General features: G+C 53.4%; 17 protein-coding genes and 1 other annotated feature (1 of these 18 running past the window's edge). Of the genes, 5 read left to right on the top strand and 12 right to left on the bottom strand.

Annotation, left to right across the window (positions count from 1 at the left end; genetic code table 11):
• Positions 1 to 206 (top strand) — a binding site (T-box leader) (it extends 5 nt beyond the left edge of the window).
• A gap of 46 nt (positions 207 to 252) precedes the next feature.
• Positions 253 to 1,245 carry a tryptophan--tRNA ligase gene (gene trpS / locus DZC51_RS08760; protein ID WP_157295006.1) on the top strand — a complete coding sequence of 331 codons (993 nt, stop codon included), beginning with the start codon at positions 253 to 255 and terminating at the stop codon, positions 1,243 to 1,245.
• Here trpS and DZC51_RS08755 read toward each other — a convergent pair.
• The 8 genes from DZC51_RS08755 to DZC51_RS08720 all read right to left on the bottom strand — a co-directional run bounded on the left by DZC51_RS08755 (position 1,190) and on the right by DZC51_RS08720 (position 9,919).
• On the bottom strand, positions 1,190 to 1,414 hold the full coding sequence (locus DZC51_RS08755) for a hypothetical protein (RefSeq protein ID WP_157295005.1): 225 nt from the start codon (positions 1,412 to 1,414) through the stop codon (positions 1,190 to 1,192). The genes trpS and DZC51_RS08755 overlap by 56 nt on opposite strands.
• A 96-nt stretch (positions 1,415 to 1,510) precedes the next feature.
• On the bottom strand, positions 1,511 to 2,428 hold the full coding sequence (opp4C, locus tag DZC51_RS08750) for an oligopeptide ABC transporter permease (RefSeq protein WP_157295004.1): 918 nt from the start codon (positions 2,426 to 2,428) through the stop codon (positions 1,511 to 1,513).
• A gap of 15 nt (positions 2,429 to 2,443) precedes the next feature.
• Positions 2,444 to 3,409: an oligopeptide ABC transporter permease gene (gene opp4B / locus DZC51_RS08745; RefSeq protein ID WP_157295003.1), complete on the bottom strand. Its 966-nt coding sequence runs from the start codon at positions 3,407 to 3,409 to the stop codon at positions 2,444 to 2,446.
• A 154-nt stretch (positions 3,410 to 3,563) separates the two neighbouring features.
• Positions 3,564 to 5,303 (bottom strand): oligopeptide ABC transporter substrate-binding protein, encoded by a 1,740-nt coding sequence (gene opp4A / locus DZC51_RS08740; RefSeq protein WP_157295002.1) that lies wholly within the window; start codon positions 5,301 to 5,303, stop codon positions 3,564 to 3,566.
• Positions 5,304 to 5,339: 36 nt separating this feature from the next.
• Positions 5,340 to 6,347, bottom strand: a complete 1,008-nt coding sequence (locus tag DZC51_RS08735) for an ABC transporter ATP-binding protein (RefSeq protein WP_157295001.1) — start codon at positions 6,345 to 6,347, stop codon at positions 5,340 to 5,342.
• Positions 6,344 to 7,375, bottom strand: a complete 1,032-nt coding sequence (locus DZC51_RS08730) for an ABC transporter ATP-binding protein (RefSeq protein WP_157295000.1) — start codon at positions 7,373 to 7,375, stop codon at positions 6,344 to 6,346. The genes DZC51_RS08735 and DZC51_RS08730 overlap by 4 nt, the downstream gene beginning before the upstream one ends.
• A gap of 295 nt (positions 7,376 to 7,670) precedes the next feature.
• Positions 7,671 to 8,912 carry a beta-ketoacyl-ACP synthase II gene (gene fabF, locus DZC51_RS08725; RefSeq protein WP_157294999.1) on the bottom strand — a complete coding sequence of 414 codons (1,242 nt, stop codon included), beginning with the start codon at positions 8,910 to 8,912 and terminating at the stop codon, positions 7,671 to 7,673.
• 74 nt (positions 8,913 to 8,986) lie between these two features.
• Entirely contained in the window at positions 8,987 to 9,919 is a 933-nt protein-coding gene (locus DZC51_RS08720) for a beta-ketoacyl-ACP synthase III (RefSeq protein WP_157294998.1), read from the bottom strand.
• A gap of 183 nt (positions 9,920 to 10,102) precedes the next feature.
• Between DZC51_RS08720 and DZC51_RS08715 the strand changes: the two genes are divergently transcribed.
• Positions 10,103 to 10,288: a YjzD family protein gene (locus tag DZC51_RS08715; protein ID WP_157294997.1), complete on the top strand. Its 186-nt coding sequence runs from the start codon at positions 10,103 to 10,105 to the stop codon at positions 10,286 to 10,288.
• 57 nt (positions 10,289 to 10,345) lie between these two features.
• On the opposite strand, the gene DZC51_RS08710 is transcribed toward DZC51_RS08715, so the two are convergent.
• From DZC51_RS08710 to DZC51_RS08700, 3 genes are all read right to left on the bottom strand, one after another.
• Complete coding sequence (locus tag DZC51_RS08710) at positions 10,346 to 12,475, bottom strand: ATP-dependent Clp protease ATP-binding subunit (RefSeq protein WP_157295036.1); 2,130 nt, start codon at positions 12,473 to 12,475, stop codon at positions 10,346 to 10,348.
• Between the two features lie 170 nt (positions 12,476 to 12,645).
• Complete coding sequence (locus DZC51_RS08705) at positions 12,646 to 12,954, bottom strand: metal-sulfur cluster assembly factor (RefSeq protein WP_035001153.1); 309 nt, start codon at positions 12,952 to 12,954, stop codon at positions 12,646 to 12,648.
• Positions 12,955 to 12,991: 37 nt separating this feature from the next.
• Positions 12,992 to 13,768, bottom strand: a complete 777-nt coding sequence (locus DZC51_RS08700; RefSeq protein ID WP_157294996.1) for a prolyl oligopeptidase family serine peptidase — start codon at positions 13,766 to 13,768, stop codon at positions 12,992 to 12,994.
• A 143-nt stretch (positions 13,769 to 13,911) separates the two neighbouring features.
• On the opposite strand from DZC51_RS08700, the gene DZC51_RS08695 reads away from it, so the two are divergent.
• The 3 genes from DZC51_RS08695 to DZC51_RS08685 are packed head-to-tail and all read left to right on the top strand — an operon-like array spanning position 13,912 to position 16,968.
• The gene (locus tag DZC51_RS08695; RefSeq protein WP_157294995.1) at positions 13,912 to 14,736 is read left to right on the top strand and encodes a Cof-type HAD-IIB family hydrolase; all 825 of its coding nucleotides are present in this window, start codon (positions 13,912 to 13,914) and stop codon (positions 14,734 to 14,736) included.
• 12 nt (positions 14,737 to 14,748) lie between these two features.
• Positions 14,749 to 15,603, top strand: a complete 855-nt coding sequence (locus DZC51_RS08690) for a DegV family protein (RefSeq protein WP_157294994.1) — start codon at positions 14,749 to 14,751, stop codon at positions 15,601 to 15,603.
• A 21-nt stretch (positions 15,604 to 15,624) separates the two neighbouring features.
• Entirely contained in the window at positions 15,625 to 16,968 is a 1,344-nt protein-coding gene (locus DZC51_RS08685; protein WP_157294993.1) for a CoA-disulfide reductase, read from the top strand.
• Positions 16,969 to 17,034: 66 nt separating this feature from the next.
• On the opposite strand, the gene DZC51_RS08680 is transcribed toward DZC51_RS08685, so the two are convergent.
• A protein-coding gene (locus DZC51_RS08680) for an IS3 family transposase (protein ID WP_157294948.1) occupies positions 17,035 to 18,590 on the bottom strand; the annotation gives its coding sequence in 2 pieces (ribosomal slippage) (positions 17,035 to 17,939 and positions 17,939 to 18,590; 1,557 coding nt in all).
• Positions 18,591 to 18,659 lie beyond the last annotated feature (69 nt).

Here is an 18,659-nt window from a genome sequence, read left to right as displayed (position 1 = left end):
AGCTTTGATGGAGAAGAGTAAACGGGGAGCCGCCGCACAGAGAGCCTGTGGATGGTGCGAACAGGACGGCAGCCCCCGCTGAATGGACTCCTGAGCCGGGCCGGCGAACTGATGTAGCCGGTCCCGTGTGCCCGCGTTAAGGGTTAGAGCGGCCTTCGGGCAATGCGGGTGGTACCGCGGCTGATTGAACATCATCCGTCCCTTTTTATCGGGATGGCATGGTGATTTTTTTATTTCCAGGAGGTTTTACGGATGAAACGGATTTTCTCAGGGGTGCAGCCCACAGGTATTGTCACACTCGGCAACTACATCGGCGCATTCCGCCAGTTCACTGAACTTCAGCATGAGTACGACTGCGTCTTCAGCATCGTCGACCAGCATGCGATCACAATGCCCCAGGATCCCGATGACCTCAGCGAGGCGATCCGCCGGCTTGCGGCAACCTATATTGCCGTTGGCATTGATCCGGAAAAGTCGACGCTGTTTATCCAATCGGAAGTGCCCGCGCACGCACAGGCCGGATGGATCATGCAGTGCATTTCCTATATCGGTGAACTGGAGCGCATGACCCAGTTCAAAGATAAATCAGAGGGTCGGGAGGCGGTCTCCTCGGGCCTGCTCACTTACCCTCCGCTGATGGCAGCCGACATCCTCCTCTACGACTCGGACATCGTCCCGGTCGGTGATGACCAGAAACAGCACGTGGAACTGACACGCGACCTTGCAGAACGATTCAACAAGCGTTTCGGTGAGACACTCACTGTCCCGGATATCCGGCTGCCTGAACACGGGGCACGCATCAAGTCCCTTCAGGACCCACTCAAGAAAATGAGCAAATCCGACACCAATAAAAAAGCGATCATTTCCCTTCTGGATGAACCGAAGCAGATCGAGAAAAAGATCAAGAGTGCCGTGACCGATTCCGACGGCAAGGTCGCCTATGATGTCGTGAACAAGCCTGGCGTGAGCAACCTGCTGAATATCGAAGCTTCGCTGACCGGGCATTCCGTAGAAGAGCTTGTCCGGAAATATGAGGGCAACGGCTATGGCGCATTCAAATCCGGTGTGGCGGAGGCCGTCATTGGCCACCTCGCACCGATCCAGGAGCGCTACAATGAGCTGATCGGTTCAAATGAACTCGACCGGATTCTTGATGAAGGCGCCGAAAAAGCCAATGCGATTGCCTCGGCTACTCTTTCGCGGATGGAAGCCGCGATGGGGCTCGGCCGGACACGCAGAAAATAAGCACAATCAGTGACAGCACCATCAGCTTGAAATCTGGTGTCGATAAGATATAGCGGAACACGGTTTCCCATGAATGGCCCAATGCCCGGTAATTCAGGAACAGCACAAGATGCGACATCGTGATGACGCAGAGTCCGTACGATACGAGAAACAGGAATATACGGTTCATCGGATGCGTCCTTTCCTATAGGGTTTGTACACCATATGAAAAAGCGGCTCCCTTCTTTCGGAGGGAGCCGCTTTTTGCATTCGATCAGTTCGGGAATCAGCGCTGTGATTTTGGATTGAGGGCGTCTTTCAGTCCTTCTCCGATAAAGTTGATGGACAGGATGGTCGCGGTGATGACAAGCGCCGGCGGCATCCAGATCCATGGCTTGCCCTGCAGGACATCCGGTTCGTTCGCGAAGGCGAGCATGTTGCCCCAGCTTGGCGTTTCCTGAGGAACACCGAAGCCAAGGTAACTCAGGCCGGTTTCCGCCACAATCAGGCTGGCGAACAGAAGTGTCGACTGAACGATGATCGTAGAAAGCACGTTCGGCAGCAGGTGCTTGATAATGACCTTTGCCGGCGGAGTGCCGATCGAGATGGCTGCGAGGACATATTCGTTCTCCTTTTCCGCCAGCACTTTCGAACGGACAATCCGGGCGACCCCGCCCCAACTGAGCAGCCCGATGACAAGGATCAGAACCCAGAGACCGTCCACGATGCCGAAGAGGATCGTGTTCAGGACGATGACAAAGACGAGGAACGGGAAGTTCAGGACAAAGTCGGTGAAGCGCATGAGCAGACTGTCGACCGCGCCACCGAAGAAACCGGCAACGGACCCGACGATGGTCCCGAGGACGACGACGATCGCCGTCGCACTGGCACCCACCAGAAGCGAGATCCGGCCGCCGTACAGCAGCCTCGTCATGACGTCACGCCCGCTCTTGTCGGTACCGAGCAAATGATCACCATTCGGTGCAATGCTCATTTTGCTGATGTTGACTTTGGTGATATCCGGTATAGGCGACAGATGAGGAGCCAGGAACGGCGCCAGCAAAGTGAGGATGATCACGAGGATCAGGAACACGGTGCTGGCCATCGCCAGTTTGTTTCTAAGGAATTTTCTCCTGGCAATCGCCCAAGGAGATGAGCTCTTTTCAGGGCGTTTGACGGCCCCCGTTGCTGCATTGGTTGTCATGATGTTGCTTCCTCCTTAACCTAAGCGAATCCGCGGATCGACGATTCCGTAAAGGATATCGGCGATCAGGTTGCCGATCAGGACCATCGCGGACAGCATCATCGTGATGGCCATGACTGTCGGATAGTCACGGTTGTTGACGGAATCCAGGAACAGGAGTCCGATTCCCGGATAAGTGAAGATCTTCTCCGTGATGATTGCACCGCCGACAAGCGCGGCGATATCGAAACCAAGGAATGTGACGAGCGGGATGATCGAGTTCCGCAGGATGTGGACATTATAGATCTTGCCCAACGGGGTCCCCTTTGCAAGTGCCGTCCGGACAAAATCCTTCCTTGAGTTCTCGATCAGGTCATTCCGGAGGAACTGGGTATAGGATGCTGTACTGAACATCCCCAGAACAAATGCAGGAAGCATGACGTGATGGATCCGGCTCATCCAATAATCGATCGTCCCCTTGTCGATTTCGATATCTACCGATCCGGCAAACGGGAACCAGTTCAACTTGAATGCGAAGAAGTATACGGCGAATACACCGGCGACAAACGAAGGGATTGCGATGCCTGCATAGTTGAACCCGGCAATGAGGTTATCCCCGACCGTATACGGCTTCCTTCCTGAATACATCCCCATTGCAAATGCCAACACGTACGTGATCAGCAGCGACGTCAGTGCCAGGAAGATGGTGTTCGGCAACTTTTCTCCGATCAGTTCGGCGACCGGCATTTTATAGCGTGTGGATTTGCCGAAATCCCCTGACATGAAATCCGTCACCCAGCGGTAATACTGGACATAAACCGGATCATTGTAGCCCAGTTTTTCACGCATTTCCGCTATGTACTCCGGATTGGTGTTGGTTGGGTCGATTTCGCCGCTCAATGAATCCCCGGGCATGGCCTTCGCCAGGAAGAACACCACGATGGATACGAGGAATAGCATCGGAATCATGCCGAGAATGCGGCGCAACGTGTATTTAAGCATACGGTACTCTCCTTCTTGTCTGTCTCTCTTCGTTGTGACTCTCAAACACGGTAAGAAATATTTCAAATAAATACGTCTTACCGTGTTTAAGAGCAAAAAAAGAACAGTGGCGGACGGGCCTGCCGCCCGCCACTGACAGGTCAAATCAGTGTCATTATTGGTTCAGATACCATTCAGCAGGGTTGTTGTAGCCCGAAACGTCCATCGAGAAGCCGCCGACTTTCTCGCCGACTCCCATGATTTCATCAAGTTCAGCGATGAAGATCATCGGAACGTCTTCAGTTACCGTCTTCTGCCATTCAGCATAAACTTGCGCACGCTTATCCTGGTCGTCGCCGACTTCCTCAACGTTCAGAGCCTTCTCGAGGAGGGCATCTGCATCAGGATTATTGTAGCGCGGGTAGTTCCACAGCTGATCGGCTTTCCAAAGTGCGGACGGGTCAGGGTCAGTACCTGTGCCCCAGCCTCCGAAGAATGTTTCGATCGACGGATCGTCTTTTTCAACCATGTCGTAGTAGAGGTTGACTTCAACCATTTCGACTTCCGACTTCAGGCCGACTTCTTCCCAATATTGGGCAATTGCCTGGGAGCGGGATTCGAATGTAGGGTTGCCTGTTGAATAGTGGGAGAACTTCACGACGAATTCTTCGCCGTTCGGATCTTCACGGAAGCCGTCATCGTTAGTATCAACGAAGCCTGCTTCGTCAAGGAGCTTTTTCGCTTTTTCAGGGTCGTATTCATACACGTTAACTTCGCTGTCGTCAGCCGCGATCCAGTGTGCTGTCGGAACCGGCTTGTTGACCGGCTTGCCGTAGCCGAAGAAGAATGCATCGATCCACTCTTCACGGTTGATGGCATGGGCCATTGCCTTACGGAGGTTCAGATCCTGGTACTTAGGCAGTTCTTCAACGATTTCTTTCTTGTCATTGTCGAACTTGCCGAGTTTGAAGCCGACATAGTAGTACGACAGGCCAGGAGCCGTCACAACTTCAACGTTGTCAAGCTTCTCGACGTCAGGTGCGGATACCGGCTGGAGCGAGATCATATCGATGTCGCCGTTTTGGAGAGCACCGACAGTCGCCGTGTTGTCGATAACGCGGATGATGACTTTGTCGAGGTTAACCTCGCCATTCCAGTAATCTTCGTTTTTCACGAGTTCAATCGACTCGCCAGGAACAATGTTTTCAACTTTGAACGGACCGAGGCCGACCGGCTTGGTGCGGACCTGTTCAGAACCGGACATGTCAGCAACTTCGATTCCTTCGAATTCCTTCTGGGACATCGGGTACGACCAGATGTTCGTCAGGTTGTTGAGGCGCGGCTCATCGAATGTGACTTCGATGGTGTAGTCATCAACGACCTTCAGGCCGGAGATGCTGTCAGCTTCGCCTGCGCGGAATGCAGGAGCACCTTCGATAGTTTCTACGTTTGCGTAACGAGGGCCGTCGTAGTCTGGGTCCGCGATGGTTTCAAGCGCGAATACCCAGTCATTTACAGTGAGTTCTTCACCGTTATGCCATTTGACGCCTTCCTTGAATTTGAATGTGAAGTGCTGGTTGTCTTCAGTTTCCCATTCAGCAAGGTTCGGGATCGGCTGGAGGTTTTCATCGTACTCGATGAGACCTTCGTCGAAGAACCCAATAATTTCAGCGTCAGTAGCGATGCCGTAGAAAGCCCAGTTGTAAAGGCCTTCCGGTGTCGCGTCAAGACCGTATGTGAGCGTTCCGCCCTTTTGAGGCTCGCCGGATTCTTCGGTCGCCTTCTCGCCGTCTTTGTTGCTGTCGCCCGAGTCAGATTCGGACGCATCGTCGCTGCCGCCGCCGCCACAAGCCGCAAGGAATGCGGAAAGGACGAGGATCATGGCGAACAGCCAGAGCATGGATTTGCGTTTCATGCTTCATTCCCCCCCATTTTCATGGATATTTTGTGATCAGTACAGTACGCACGCAACGTGATGCCCCGGTCTCACCTCCTTCAATGGAGGCTTTTCCTGCGAACAGATTTCCTGTGCCATCGGGCAGCGCGTATGGAACGGGCAGCCGGTAGGCGGGTTCGCGGGACTCGGCACATCCCCCTGCAGCACAATCCGCTCTTTCCGCAGCTTCGGATCAGGTTCCGGAATTGCGGAGATGAGCGCCTGTGTGTAAGGGTGCAGCGGCTCGCTGTAAAGATCTTTATTTGAAGCAACCTCGACGAGATTGCCCAAATACATAACACCGATCGTATCGCTCATGTGCTTGACGACACTCAGGTCGTGTGCGATGAACAGATACGTGAGATCGAACTCCTTCTGAAGGTCTTTCAGAAGGTTCAGGACCTGGGACTGGACAGAAACGTCCAGAGCGGAAACCGGCTCATCAGCAATGATGAGCTTCGGGTTGAGGGCCAATGCCCTGGCGATGCCGATCCTCTGTCGCTGGCCGCCGGAAAATTCGTGCGCATACTTGTAATAGGCGGTTTCCGGAAGGCCGACCCGCAGCAACAGGGACTTGACGTACTGCTCAAGCTCCTTTTTATCACGCCGCTCAAAGTTTTTGATCGGCTCCGAGATGATGTCCCCGACCATCTGCATCGGATTGAGCGATGCGTACGGATCCTGGAACACCATCTGGAAATCCTGGCGGGCCTTTCGGAGCTTGGATCCGCTGATCTTGGTGATGTCTTCGCCATCGAAGAGGATCTGGCCTCCTGTCGGCTTGATCAGGCGTAGGATTGTCCGGCCCGTAGTGGACTTACCGCAGCCGGATTCTCCTACAAGGCCCATCGTTTCCCCTTTTTTTATGGAGAAAGAAATATCATCCACGGCTTTGACGTTTCCGACAACGCGTTTGAAAAAGCCGCCATGGATCGGATAGTAAGTTTTCAGGTTTTTAACTTCAAGGAGATTTTCCCGCTCTTTCTTCGGTTTCCCCTTTTCTGTAAGTTCTTTTGTTGTCATCGTGCACCTACTCTTTCTTCTTTCGGCCAGCTTTCCTCATACAGCAGGCAGGCCACTTCGTGTCCGCCTTTGGTGTCTTCGAGGAGCGGGGTGATCTGCATGCATTCCGGCATCGCTTTCGGGCAGCGGTTCGCAAACCGGCATCCGACTGCTGGCATATCCTTGACCGATGGAACGAGCCCTTCAATCGTCGCCAGGCGCTCCTTTTCTTCCTCCATCTTCGGGATGGCTTCCATGAGAAGCTGCGTGTATGGATGCTGAGGATTTTCGAACAGATCCTCTACAGTCGCCCGCTCCACGATCTTTCCGGCATACATGACGAGGACGACATCACAGATTTCCGCTACGACGCCGAGGTCGTGGGTGATGAGCATGATCGACATGTCATTCACTTCCTGGATGTTCTTCAGCAGGTCCAGAATCTGGGCCTGAACCGTGACATCCAGTGCTGTCGTCGGTTCATCGGCGATCAGCAGCTTTGGCTGGCAGGCAATCGCCATGGCAATCATGACACGTTGCCTCATCCCGCCGGAAAGCTGGTGCGGATATTCATCGACAATCTGATCAGCGCGCGGAATCCCTACATTTTTCAGTAATGTAACCGCTTTCGCTCGCGCTTCGTTCTTAGAGATGTCCTGGTGATTGAGCAGCACCTCGGCAATTTGGTAGCCGATCGTGAATACGGGATTCAGTGAAGTCATCGGCTCTTGGAAAATCATCGAAATGTCTTTTCCCCGGATGTTGTTCATCTTCTTTTCGTTATATCCGACGATATCCGTTCCCTCGAACAGGATCTCGCCGTCCCGAACCTTGCCAATGCCCTTTGGAAGCAGATGCATGATTGAAAGTGACATAACGCTCTTGCCGCAGCCGGACTCACCGACGATGCCGACAATCTGTTTCCGGTCAACAGTGAAGGAGACTCCTTCAACAGCGTTATAATATTGTTTGTCAATCTTAAAGCCTGTCTGGAGGTTGCGTACCTCTAGGAGAGGTGTCTGCGCAGGTGTGTTTGATTTGGATGTCATGTGTACACCTCAAGTTTTCAATTTTTCTGTTATTTTAGCTCTTGCTAAATTTTATTACAAATAGATTACGACCGCAAGTTGTTTTTTGAATTTCCTGTAACCATTATACAATTCTCACTGCTCTATCTATCAGAAAACTCAATAATGGCAATGGTTTGCACTAATATTTCAGAATAATTATTCTTAGATAATTTATGTATTCATTACTATTCACCTATTATATTTACTTTCTATTTATCACCAAAAAGCCCCAATCTCCAATAATAGAGACTGGGGCTTTTCATCCAAAGAGTCATTATGCTTTTTTGAAAAGGAGCGAAACGTTGTGACCTCCGAAACCGAGTGAGTTGCTCATGGCATATCGGATGTCCTGCTTTCTTGCTCCGTCCGTGACGTAATCCAGGTCGCATTCCGGGTCTGCCGTTTTGTAGTTCGTGGTCGGCGGGAGGATGCCTTCATGAAGGGCAAGTGCCGTGAACACCGCTTCCACTCCTCCGGCTGCACCCAGCAGGTGGCCCGTCATGGATTTGGTGGAACTCATCGCCAGATTGTAGGCATGCTCTCCGAATACCGTCTTGACGGCCTGGGTCTCAAACTGATCGTTGTAAGGGGTGCTCGTGCCGTGGGCGTTGATATAGCCGATATCCTCGGGACTGACGCCCGCCTTGGAGATGGCCTGGCTCATGGCACGGGCCGCGCCTTCGCCTTCCGGGGCAGGGGCCGTGATATGGTGGGCGTCACCAGTCGAGCCATACCCGACGATCTCGGCATAGATTTTCGCTCCCCGCGCCTTCGCACGTTCGTATTCCTCAAGAATGAGGATGCCGGCTCCCTCACCGATGACAAAACCATCGCGGTCCGCGTCAAACGGGCGGGATGCCGTCTCCGGGTCCGGATTGGTCGAGAGTGCCGTATTGGCGCAGAAGCCCGCCACGGCCATGGTTGTAATCGGAGCCTCTGCTCCTCCGGTGATCATCATGTCCGCATCGCCGCGCAGAACCGCTTCAAATGCGTCGCCAATCGAGTTGGCGCCGGATGCGCACGCAGTCACCGTGCAGGAGTTGATTCCTTTTGCATTTGTATAGATCGACACCTGTCCCGCAGCCATGTCCGGAATCATCATAGGCACGAAGAACGGACTAACCCGCCGGTATCCACGTTCCTGGAACGTTTTAAACTGCTGCTCATGAGTTTCCATTCCTCCGATACCGGAGCCGATCCACACACCCGTCCGGAGGGCGTCTTCTTCCTCAAGACGGCGCGGCAGTCCCGCGTCCTCCAGTGCCTCAAATGCCGCTGCAAGCGCGTAATGGGTGAAGCGGTCCATTTTCCGTGCTTCTTTTTTCGGCACGTACTGTTCGATGTCAAAATCTTTGACTTCAGCTGCTACCTTGGCAGGGAATTGCTCCCTGTCCAGGCGGGTCATCGGTCCGATGCCGGACTTCCCTTCCTTGATCCCCTGCCAGGTCGTCTTGGCATCATTGCCGAGCGGGCTGACCGCCCCAACACCGGTTATTACGACTCGTCGTTCGTTCATCTCATTTCCCTTCTTTCTGCATAAATGATTTGGTGTAAGTGATATCCTGTCTGTCAGGACTGGGTGGTTTTAACTCAGCGTCCCCAGCGTATGGCCAGCGCGCCCCATGTGAGGCCGCCGCCAAATCCGACCAGGACGATGACGTCATCGTCTTTGACGTTCCCTGCATCAATCTCATCGCAAAGGGCGATCGGGATGGATGCAGAGGAAGTGTTCCCGTAATTGTGGATCCGTTTCGACATCTTCTCAGGAGGAAGGCCCAGACGCTCCCGCGCCGCTTCCATGATCCGGATGTTGGCCTGGTGAGGAATCAGGTAATCAGCATCTTCCTTCGACAGTCCCGCCTTCTCCAAAACAGAGACTGCAGAATCTCCCATCTGGCGGACGGCAAACTTAAAGACTTCTCTTCCGTTCATCTTGATATACTCGTCCTGGTAAAGGTGCTTGCCGCCTGATCCGTCCGCGCCCAATTCGAACGACAGAATTCCGCGGCCCTCGCCGACTTTCCCGATGACAGCGGCTCCTGCGCCGTCTCCGAACAGGACAGCCGTATTGCGGTCTTCCCAATCGGTGATTTTTGAGAGCTTTTCCACACCCACGACCAGAATATAATCATAAACGCCGTTCTGGATGAACTGCTGTGCCGTTACAACACTGTACATAAAACCTGCACATGCAGCAGACTGGTCCATCGCACCGGCATTGTTTGCACCCAGGCGTTCCTGAATCTGCGTGGCCACACTCGGGAACGGCCGGTCCGGCGTGACAGTCGCCACAATGATGAGCCCCAGCTGATCAGCCGTAATGCCGGCATCCTTTAGTGCCGCTTCAGCCGCACGGAAGGCCAGCTCCGATGTATCCTGACTGTCAGGAGCGATTCTGCGTTCTTGGATGCCTGTCCTAGTGCGGATCCATTCATCGGACGTATCCAGGCGTTTCTCCAGATCTCCATTTGTGACCACCTGTTCCGGGACATACTTCCCGATTCCGATCATCCCAACGCCCATATTGCAACCCCTTTTCTTATCATCTTCTATTAGTACCTGGTGTTAATTTAACATACATGAACGTTCTTTGACAACTTGCCGATAGCATCTTATTTTGGTGAAAAATGTGGCAATGGCCGCTTTTGCAATGTAGGGACGCTGTGGTATGATGGATTCGGATATTTCCGCTCAGAGGTGAATTTTATGCAATTTATCGTGACATTTTTCTGGTCGTTCCTGCTTATTTCGCTCCTGAATTACGTTGTCAGTTCCGTCAATGCGGTTCCTTTCGACTTTGCGCTTGGAGCGATCGTTTCTGTCGTATTCGCGGTTATGCTTTTCATCATGTCCATGATCTTGCCGGAAGAACCGGTGCCGGACTACGAGTGAAACATAAAGAACCGTTCCCTTTGATGGGAACGGTTTTTTGTATTTTGACTTTGATTGTTACGCCTTTTCAATGCGTACCCTGCCGTCATCCAGTACGGCCCGGATTGTGTCGCCTTCCCTGAAACCGCCCCGGATGAGCCCGAGCGCGACTGCAGTTTCGACATGGCGCTGGATAAAACGCTTGAGCGGACGCGCGCCAAATTCGGCGTCCGTTCCTTCTTCCACGATCCATTCCGCAATCCCGTCACCAAATTCAAGACGGATTCCCTGTGTGGCGACACGGTCTGCCAGGTCACTCATCATCTTTCTTGCGATTTTCAGGAAAGCACCACTCTTCAGCGAATTGAAGATGACGATATCGTCCATACGGTTGATGAGTTCAGGCTTGAAGTGTTTTTTCAGCTCAGCCATTACGACGTCCTCGATTGCATGGTCCTCGACTCCTTCCATTTGGAGAAGAAGCGAAGAGCCGATGTTCGAAGTCATGATGATAATCGTGTTTGAAAAGTCAACATTTCTTCCCTGGCTGTCCGTGATGCGGCCGTCATCCAGCGCCTGTAGCAGGATGTTTGAAACATCGGGGTGGGCCTTCTCGATCTCGTCGAGAAGCACGACGGAATACGGATTTCGTCTGACGGCTTCCGTCAGCTGCCCGCCTTCTTCAAAACCGACATATCCTGGAGGCGCGCCGACGAGCCTGGAGACGGAGTGCTTCTCCATGTACTCGGACATATCAATCCGTATAAAGTGGTCCTCCGAGTCAAACAGCGTTGCCGCAATGGTCTTGGCAAGCTCTGTTTTCCCGACACCGGTCGGTCCGAGGAACAGGAATGAGCCAATCGGGCGGTGAGGATCCTTGATGCCGGCCCTGGCCCGCCAGATGGCTTCCGTGACAAGGCGGACCGCGTCATCCTGTCCGATGACCCGCTTCTCAAGCGTTTCATGCAGCCTGAGAAGCTTCTCCCGTTCCCCCTCCACCAGTTTCGATACAGGGATGCCCGTCCAGCGCGCCACGATGTCTGCAATCTCTTCTTCTGTGACTTCCTCGCGCAGAAGCCGGTTCTCGGAAGCGGTCAGCGGTGCTTCCAGCTCGTGCAGTTCCTTCTCAGCCTGAGGGATGCGGCCGTGACGCAATTCTGCCGCACGGTTCAGGTCATAGCGGTTTTCCGCGTCTTCCAGCTCGCGCCGGTAACGGTCCAGTTCCTCCCGTTTCGCCTGGACGGTGCGGATGGCCTCTTTCTCTTTTTCCCACTGCTCCCGCATGTCTTCAGTTGAGCTCCTGAGTTCGTGAAGTTCCGTCCGGATATCTTCCAGGCGCGCCTTGCTCCGGTCGTCCTTTTCCATCATCAGCGCCTGTTCTTCGATCTCCAGCTGCATGATCCGACGGGTCACTTCGTCTAGTTCCTGAGGCATGGAGTCAATTTCAGTCCGGATCAGCGCACTTGCCTCATCGACAAGGTCGATCGCCTTGTCCGGCAGGAACCGCTCCGTGATATACCGATCCGACAGCGTGGCGGCTGCAACAAGTGCACGGTCATGGATCCGCACGCCATGATGGAGCTCAAAGCGCTCCTTCAGACCTCTGAGGATCGAGATGGTATCTTCCACATCCGGTTCCTGGACGAGCACCTGCTGGAACCGGCGCTCCAATGCCGCATCCTTCTCGATGTAGAGCCGGTATTCGTCCAGCGTTGTCGCCCCGATCAGGTGGAGCTCTCCACGGGCCAGCATCGGTTTCAGCATATTGCCTGCATCCATAGAGCCTTCCGTCCTGCCCGCGCCGACGATTGTATGGAGCTCATCAATAAAGAGGATAATCTCTCCGTCGCTGTCTTTGACCTGCTTGAGGACAGCCTTCATCCGTTCCTCGAATTCACCGCGATACTTGGCACCAGCTATCAGAGAACTCATATCCAGCTCATAAAGCTGGCGGTCCTTGAGCCCTTCCGGCACATCTTTTTTCACGATGCGCTGGGCAAGTCCTTCGACGATCGCCGTCTTCCCGACACCGGGCTCCCCGATCAGGACAGGGTTATTTTTCGTCTTCCTCGATAGAATCCTGACCACGTCCCGGATTTCCTGGTCCCGGCCGATGATCGGATCCATCTTTCCTGCCTTTACATCATCAATCAGATTTCGCCCATACTTTTCAAGAGGCCTGCGCTGATCTTCCTCCTGCATGTTCATCTGCATCTTCGATTCCCCCCACACCTCTAGTTGACCTTACTTGACTTTGACCTTATTTGACTATACTCATTATATTGTATTCCCTTCACGCGGTAAAGTGAAACGGGCCGGCAAAAAACAGAAAAAGCCGCATGGCCCATACAGGCCATGCGGCGGGTTGCTGCTATTTATTAGCGTACGCCAAGCGCGATTTTCGCGTAGCGCGACATCATATCCTTCGACCATGGCGGGCTCCAGATGATGTTGACTTCCGTTTCCTTGACCTCAGGCAGTTCGGCCAATTCTCGCTTGACGTTATCAACGATCATCGGACCCATCGGGCAGCCCAACGACGTCAGCGTCATCGTCACATCCACCTTGCCGGCATCATCCATGTCCACGTCATAGACGAGGCCCAAGTTCACGATATCAATGCCGAGCTCGGGGTCGATGACGTTCTCGAGCGCGCCCATGATGCTGTCTTTCATCTCCTGATCCATCATGATTCCCCTTCCGTTCTTTGCTGTCTCCATCATATCAGACCGCTGCATCATCATTCAAATAGGTTGCAAGCCAGTCCGCGCATTCCAGCATTCCTGTCCTGGAAACGGCATGTCCGGCCTGGCGTTCAAAGCGGTATTTCAGCTTTTCAGGCGCTTCCTGATAGTCTTCCCGGATCGCCTCGACAAAATTCCTTGTCGGCTTGAACGGAACCGTTTCATCCTGCTCGCCGTGCCAGAAATACACCGGCCTTCCGCCAAGCGCTTTCCGATCCTTTGTCAGGTCGAAAACTGCGAGCGTATCGAAAAGCTTCCGCCGTTCCTCCGCCGTCAGCGGGATTTCAAATCCTTTTGACTCATATTGGGCCATCTGGGCTTTTGCCAGATTCACGTAACCCGGTGTGCCCATCATGACTGACGCGCAATCGATCCAGCTATAGGCCTTCAGGCAGCCTAGCGTCTCGATTCCGCCCATCGATGTCCCTGCAAGTCCGATTTTCCCGGCATCCGGGAAGCGGCGGCCGATTTCTTCCTTAAGAGTACCGACTTCTTCGATGCTTGTCAGCACGATTTCCCAGAACCGGAGGCTCAGCTGGACCTCGTCAAGCCCTTCCTCCCTCTCTCCGTGGAGATGGGCTTCAGGAAGGATGACGCGAAGTCCGCGCTTGGCCATATTGTATGCATAATGCAAATTGTGCTCCTTGGCACTTGTGAAACCGTGAAGGAATATGGCAATCGGGGAGGATTCCCCGCCCGTTTCGGGGTATATATGCAGGAGCGGGATGCCCGCCCACCGTTCTTCTCTGATCTCCATTACAGCACTTCCTATTTTTTCTTTTCATCGTATCAGACAGATCGGGAAAACAAAAACAGAACGGCTGCAAGCCTGATTCATGGGCTATTTTTGACTTAGCCTCCATATGGGGGCTAAACTCAGTCTTAAGGGGGAGATCGAACATGAAACAGCACCTGATCGTACTAGACTTGGACGGCACCCTGCTGACCGATGAAAAAGTCATTTCCAAAAAGACGGAACAGACACTGAAGGCTGCCCGAGAAGCCGGCCACCAGGTCATGATTGCAACGGGACGACCGTATCGTGCCAGCGAGCCCTACTACCGGCAGCTGAACCTGGACGTTCCGATCGTCAACTTCAACGGGGCCTTTGTCCATCATCCGGATGACCGGAGCTGGAAAACGTTCCATGAGCCGATCAGTCTGCCGGTCGTCAGCGAGGTTGTCGAAGCGCTGCAGGATTTTAATGTCCATAATGTTGTGGCGGAAGTGATGGATGACGTCTATGTCCACCGGCATGACGAGAAACTGCTGAACATTTTCACGATGGGCGATCCATCGGTGACTGTCGGTGACCTACGCTCCTATCTGACCGACAACCCGACAAGTCTTCTGATCCATCCAGAACTCGAAGACCAGGAAAAGATCCGCCGCCACCTTGCGGAAGTCCATGCGGAAGTCATCGACCACCGCCGCTGGGGCGCACCTTGGCATGTCATCGAAGTGATCCGTCATGGCCTCAACAAAGCGGTCGGCATCTCGAAAGTCTCTGAATGGCTGAACATCCCGCAGGAGCGGATCATCGCTTTCGGAGATGAGGACAACGACTATGAAATGATCGAATTCGCCGGCACGGGGGTTGCCATGGGCAATGCCATCAACGGTCTGAAGTCTATCGCGGATGAAGTGACCGGCACGAACAATGAGGATGGCATCGCCACGGTCCTCGAAGAGCGTCTGAATCTGCGGCTGGAAAGCAAGATTTAAGGAGGAAGAATGATGAAACTGTTCACAGACAGCGGATCCGATTTGCCGCTTTCATTCTTTGAGGAACATGATGTAACCCTCCTCCCCCTCCGCGTGGAGATCGGCGGAGACAGTTATGATGACATATCGGAAATCGATTCTTCCACGATCTTCAGAAGGATCCGGAACGGGGAACGCCCAAAAACTTCCCAGGTTTCACCGGAACTGTTCACGAGAAGATGGAAGGAACTGGCGGAGTCCGGTGAAGAAGGACTTTATATCGCCTTCTCCTCCGAACTGTCCGGTACATACAGCACAGGGGTCGTCATCCGTGACCAAGTGATGGAAGACTATCCTGGACTCGATTTGGTCATCATCGACACGAAAGGTGCCTCGCTCGGACAGGGTCTGCTCGTCCAGGAAGCCATGCGGATGCGGGATGCCGGCAAAACCCGGGATGAAATCTCGGAAGCGATCCGCGCCATGGCGGACCGGGTCGTCCACCTGTTCACCGTGGAAGACCTTGACTACCTTGCCAAGGGCGGCAGGCTGTCCAAGGCAAGCGCGTTTATCGGCGGTTTGCTGAACATCAAGCCGCTCCTCCATGTCGAGGACGGCAGGCTTGTGCCAATCGAGAAATACCGGGGACGAAAGAAAGTGTTTCAGAGAATGATCGGTCTCATGGAAGAAAGGGGCGGCAGCTTTACCGGTCAGCATGTGGCCATCAGCCACGGAGATGACGAGGAAGCTGCACTCACCCTGAAAAGGATGATCGAGGAGGCTCACCGCCCGGAATCGGTCGGGATTTACCAGATCGGCTCCGCAATCGGCTCGCATGCCGGACCGGGCACCATCGCCCTGTTCTTCCTCGGGCCCGACTCGGATTAAAAAGCCAGAAAGGATGATTGCATGAAAATCGTCGTCATCGGGGCGGTCGCCGGAGGGGCGACCGTTTCTTCTCAAATCCGGCGATTTCTGCCCGATGCGGATATCACGCTGATCGGGAAAGATTCGGAGCTTGGGTTTGGCACATGCGGAATGCCATACGTCCTGGGTGGAGTGATCGACAGCGCGGATAAGCTTGTACACGCAACCCCGGAAGGATTCGGGGAGAAGAAATCCATTGACGTGCGCCTCCTCCATGAAGCCACAAAAATCGACCGGGCTGCAAAGGAAGTACACGTCTGCAATATCGAGACAGGCACAACGGACATCCTGCCGTATGACAAACTCGTGCTTTCTCCCGGCGGCCGCGCCCGCAAGCCGGCCGTGCCGGGGAAGCCGGGCATTCCTCTGTTCACGCTCCGCCATTTCGGCGATTTGGAGCAATTCGGATCCTTCCTTGATGAACAAAAGCCTGCCTCTTGCGTGGTCGTAGGCGGCGGCTTCATCGGAGTGGAACTCGCGGAGAACTTCCGTCACCGCGGCATTGAGACAGCTCTTGTCGAGCACAATGAGCATGTCATGCCAATCGGGGATGAGGACATGTCGGAGCTGCTCAAGGAAGAGATGGAGCGGAACGGCGTCACCCTCCATCTCGGGCGCGAGCTCAAGATGATTGAAGACAGAACCGTCACACTGGATGACGGGACCCACATGGAGGCGGACTTTATCGCCACCGCCGTCGGACTGGAGCCGAATACCCTGCTGGCCAAAGAAGCAGGACTCGAGATCGGGCCGACCGGAGGGATTGCGACCGACCCGTTCATGAGGACGAACGATCCGGACATCTATGCAATCGGTGACGCGGCTGAAGGCCGGGACTGGTTTACCGGCAAGCCGAAAAGAGTACCGCTTTCCTGGCCTGCACACCGTGCTGCTTTCATCGTCGCGAATCATCTGGCAGGCGGGAACACGGAAATGGACGGGCTTCTCGGCACATCGATTACAAAACTGTTTTCCCTCACTGCAGGGATGACCGGCATGACCGAAAAAATGCTTAAAAAAGAAGGCATGAACTACGAGACCGTCATACACAAAAGCCGTTCGAATGCAGGCTACTATCCGGACAGCGGCAAACTCGTCCTGAAAGTCCACTATGACCCGGACACCCGGGCCATCTACGGCGCTCAGGCAGTCGGTGAAAAAGGCGCAGACAAACGCATCGATGTGATTGCGACCGCAATCCGGGGCCGTCTCACCGTCGACGACCTGTCCGCAATCGAGACGGCCTATGCCCCGCCATATGGCTCACCGAAAGATCCCGTCAATATGATCGGGTACCGGGCGATGAAATCCGCCACCGAAGAATAAAAACAAGACCGCCGTCCAATCTGAACTGCACCCGGTCAAGCAGACAGAGGAAATAAGTAAAATTGATTAAGCGGCTTCAGTCCTGTATTCAATGGGACTGAGGCCGTTTAGTCGTTCCTGAAGACGGTCGTGGTTATAAAAACGGATATATGCATCAACGGCGTTCTTAAGCTCATCAAACGATTGATATGTACTCAAATAATACTCTTCGCATTTTAAGGCAGCCCAAAAAGACTCCATCGGCGAATTGTCGATGCATCGGCCAACCCTGGACATGCTTTGCGTGATGCCAGCCTGATCTAGTTTGATCTTGAATTGCCTGCTGGTGTATTGGAATCCACGGTCACTGTGGAGAATCGGCTGGGCACCTGGTTCAGCCCGCAGGGCTTGATCCAATGTCTCGAATACCAATGCATTGTTGTTGGAACGGCCCAGGACATAAGAAACGATGGAACCGTCATGGAGGTCACGGATTGCACTCAGGTATGCCTTGGATTCAACACCGTACTTGAACTCCGTGACGTCCGTGACCCATTTCTGATTGGGCTTGTCCGCAAGAAATTCCCGGTTCAGAATGTTCTCCGCCACGTGTTGCGGAGTGGATAGAAAATAGCGTTTCTTTTTACGGCGGATGACCGATTGGATTCCACCAAGTCTCATCAGGCGGTATACCCGCTTGTGATTGAATTTGCGGCCATGCCTGCGTTCAAGTACCATCTTCATTCGGCGGTATCCGTAGATGCCTTTGCGCTCCTTGTGAATCTCCCGGATGTCTGTAAGGAGTTCCTGGTTCAATTGCTCTTCTTCCGTGGGAACTCGGTTCAGCCATTGATAGTAGGAAGATCGGCCAATGCCAGCGAGTTCACACAATAATTCAATGGGATGTCCTTCCGACTCATGGACCTCGCGGATAGCCAGATAACAGTTTTCCTGCCGGACCCCGCTTAGAAACGCCTCCTTTCGATTTCGTCCAACTTTTTTAGGAGTGCATTCTGAGCCCGAAGGCGCTCATTCTCCTTCTCAATCCGCTTGATCTCCAACTTCAGACGCTCCTCGCTGGTCAGCTCTTCGTCTGCCTTTTTGCGTCCGCGTCCGTCCTTCAGTGCCTCTTCCTGGCCTTCTTCGTATTTCTTCACCCACTGGTAGACCTGATTATAGGAAACCTTGTAGGTTTCGGCTGTTCCCTGATAGTCCTTGCCGGATGCGATACATTGCTGGGCAATCTCAACCCGCTCTTTTAAGGTCGTCTTCCTTCCCTTGGTCATGGGATCCCTCCGTTCCTTAAGTCCCTTGGGGACTTCTCCATGACCATTATACTTTTTCAGCCAATCCCTCAAAACAGAACGGTCGCTGATACTGTATTTGATAACAATTTCACTGGGTGTCAGTCGACCGCTTAAGTAATCCTTAATTGCCGAGAGCTTCAGTTCCTTTGAATAAGAATTCCATCTCGAACGGGGCTTAAGACCGGTTTCTCCAAACGATTTATATAGGATTAGCCACTGTTTTAATGTGCTTTCTGACAATCCAAATTGCCGGCAGAGTCGGGCTTTCGAGATTCCACTCTCATAAGCTCGGATGACCTTCATCTTTTCTTCAAGAGAATATCCTTTGTAAGCCATAGGAAAAGCTCCCTCCAAAGTAAACAGAGTTTTGTTTTTTCCTCTGTCTGCTTTGAAGGGAGCATATCA

It is taken from the genome of Bhargavaea sp. CC-171006 (genome assembly GCF_009761675.1).
Lineage (GTDB): Bacteria > Bacillota > Bacilli > Bacillales_A > Planococcaceae > Bhargavaea > Bhargavaea changchunensis.
The sequence above is the reverse complement of the archived record's forward strand: the minus strand, read 5'-3'. Positions and strand labels throughout refer to the sequence as shown.

Bases quoted from the DNA above. Each gene is read 5' to 3' on its own strand.
- DZC51_RS08695 (WP_157294995.1), top strand. From the start codon at position 13,912: ATGAAACAGCACCTGATCGTACTAGACTTGGACGGCACCCTGCTGACC.
- DZC51_RS08690 (WP_157294994.1), top strand. From the start codon at position 14,749: ATGAAACTGTTCACAGACAGCGGATCCGATTTGCCGCTTTCATTCTTT.
- DZC51_RS08715 (WP_157294997.1), top strand. From the start codon at position 10,103: ATGCAATTTATCGTGACATTTTTCTGGTCGTTCCTGCTTATTTCGCTC.
- DZC51_RS08685 (WP_157294993.1), top strand. From the start codon at position 15,625: ATGAAAATCGTCGTCATCGGGGCGGTCGCCGGAGGGGCGACCGTTTCT.
- trpS (WP_157295006.1), top strand. From the start codon at position 253: ATGAAACGGATTTTCTCAGGGGTGCAGCCCACAGGTATTGTCACACTC.
- DZC51_RS08710 (WP_157295036.1), bottom strand. From the start codon at position 12,475: ATGAACATGCAGGAGGAAGATCAGCGCAGGCCTCTTGAAAAGTATGGG.
- fabF (WP_157294999.1), bottom strand. From the start codon at position 8,912: ATGAACGAACGACGAGTCGTAATAACCGGTGTTGGGGCGGTCAGCCCG.
- DZC51_RS08720 (WP_157294998.1), bottom strand. From the start codon at position 9,919: ATGGGCGTTGGGATGATCGGAATCGGGAAGTATGTCCCGGAACAGGTG.
- DZC51_RS08755 (WP_157295005.1), bottom strand. From the start codon at position 1,414: ATGAACCGTATATTCCTGTTTCTCGTATCGTACGGACTCTGCGTCATC.
- DZC51_RS08730 (WP_157295000.1), bottom strand. From the start codon at position 7,375: ATGACATCCAAATCAAACACACCTGCGCAGACACCTCTCCTAGAGGTA.
- DZC51_RS08735 (WP_157295001.1), bottom strand. From the start codon at position 6,347: ATGACAACAAAAGAACTTACAGAAAAGGGGAAACCGAAGAAAGAGCGG.
- opp4A (WP_157295002.1), bottom strand. From the start codon at position 5,303: ATGAAACGCAAATCCATGCTCTGGCTGTTCGCCATGATCCTCGTCCTT.
- DZC51_RS08700 (WP_157294996.1), bottom strand. From the start codon at position 13,768: ATGGAGATCAGAGAAGAACGGTGGGCGGGCATCCCGCTCCTGCATATA.
- opp4B (WP_157295003.1), bottom strand. From the start codon at position 3,409: ATGCTTAAATACACGTTGCGCCGCATTCTCGGCATGATTCCGATGCTA.
- opp4C (WP_157295004.1), bottom strand. From the start codon at position 2,428: ATGACAACCAATGCAGCAACGGGGGCCGTCAAACGCCCTGAAAAGAGC.
- DZC51_RS08705 (WP_035001153.1), bottom strand. From the start codon at position 12,954: ATGGATCAGGAGATGAAAGACAGCATCATGGGCGCGCTCGAGAACGTC.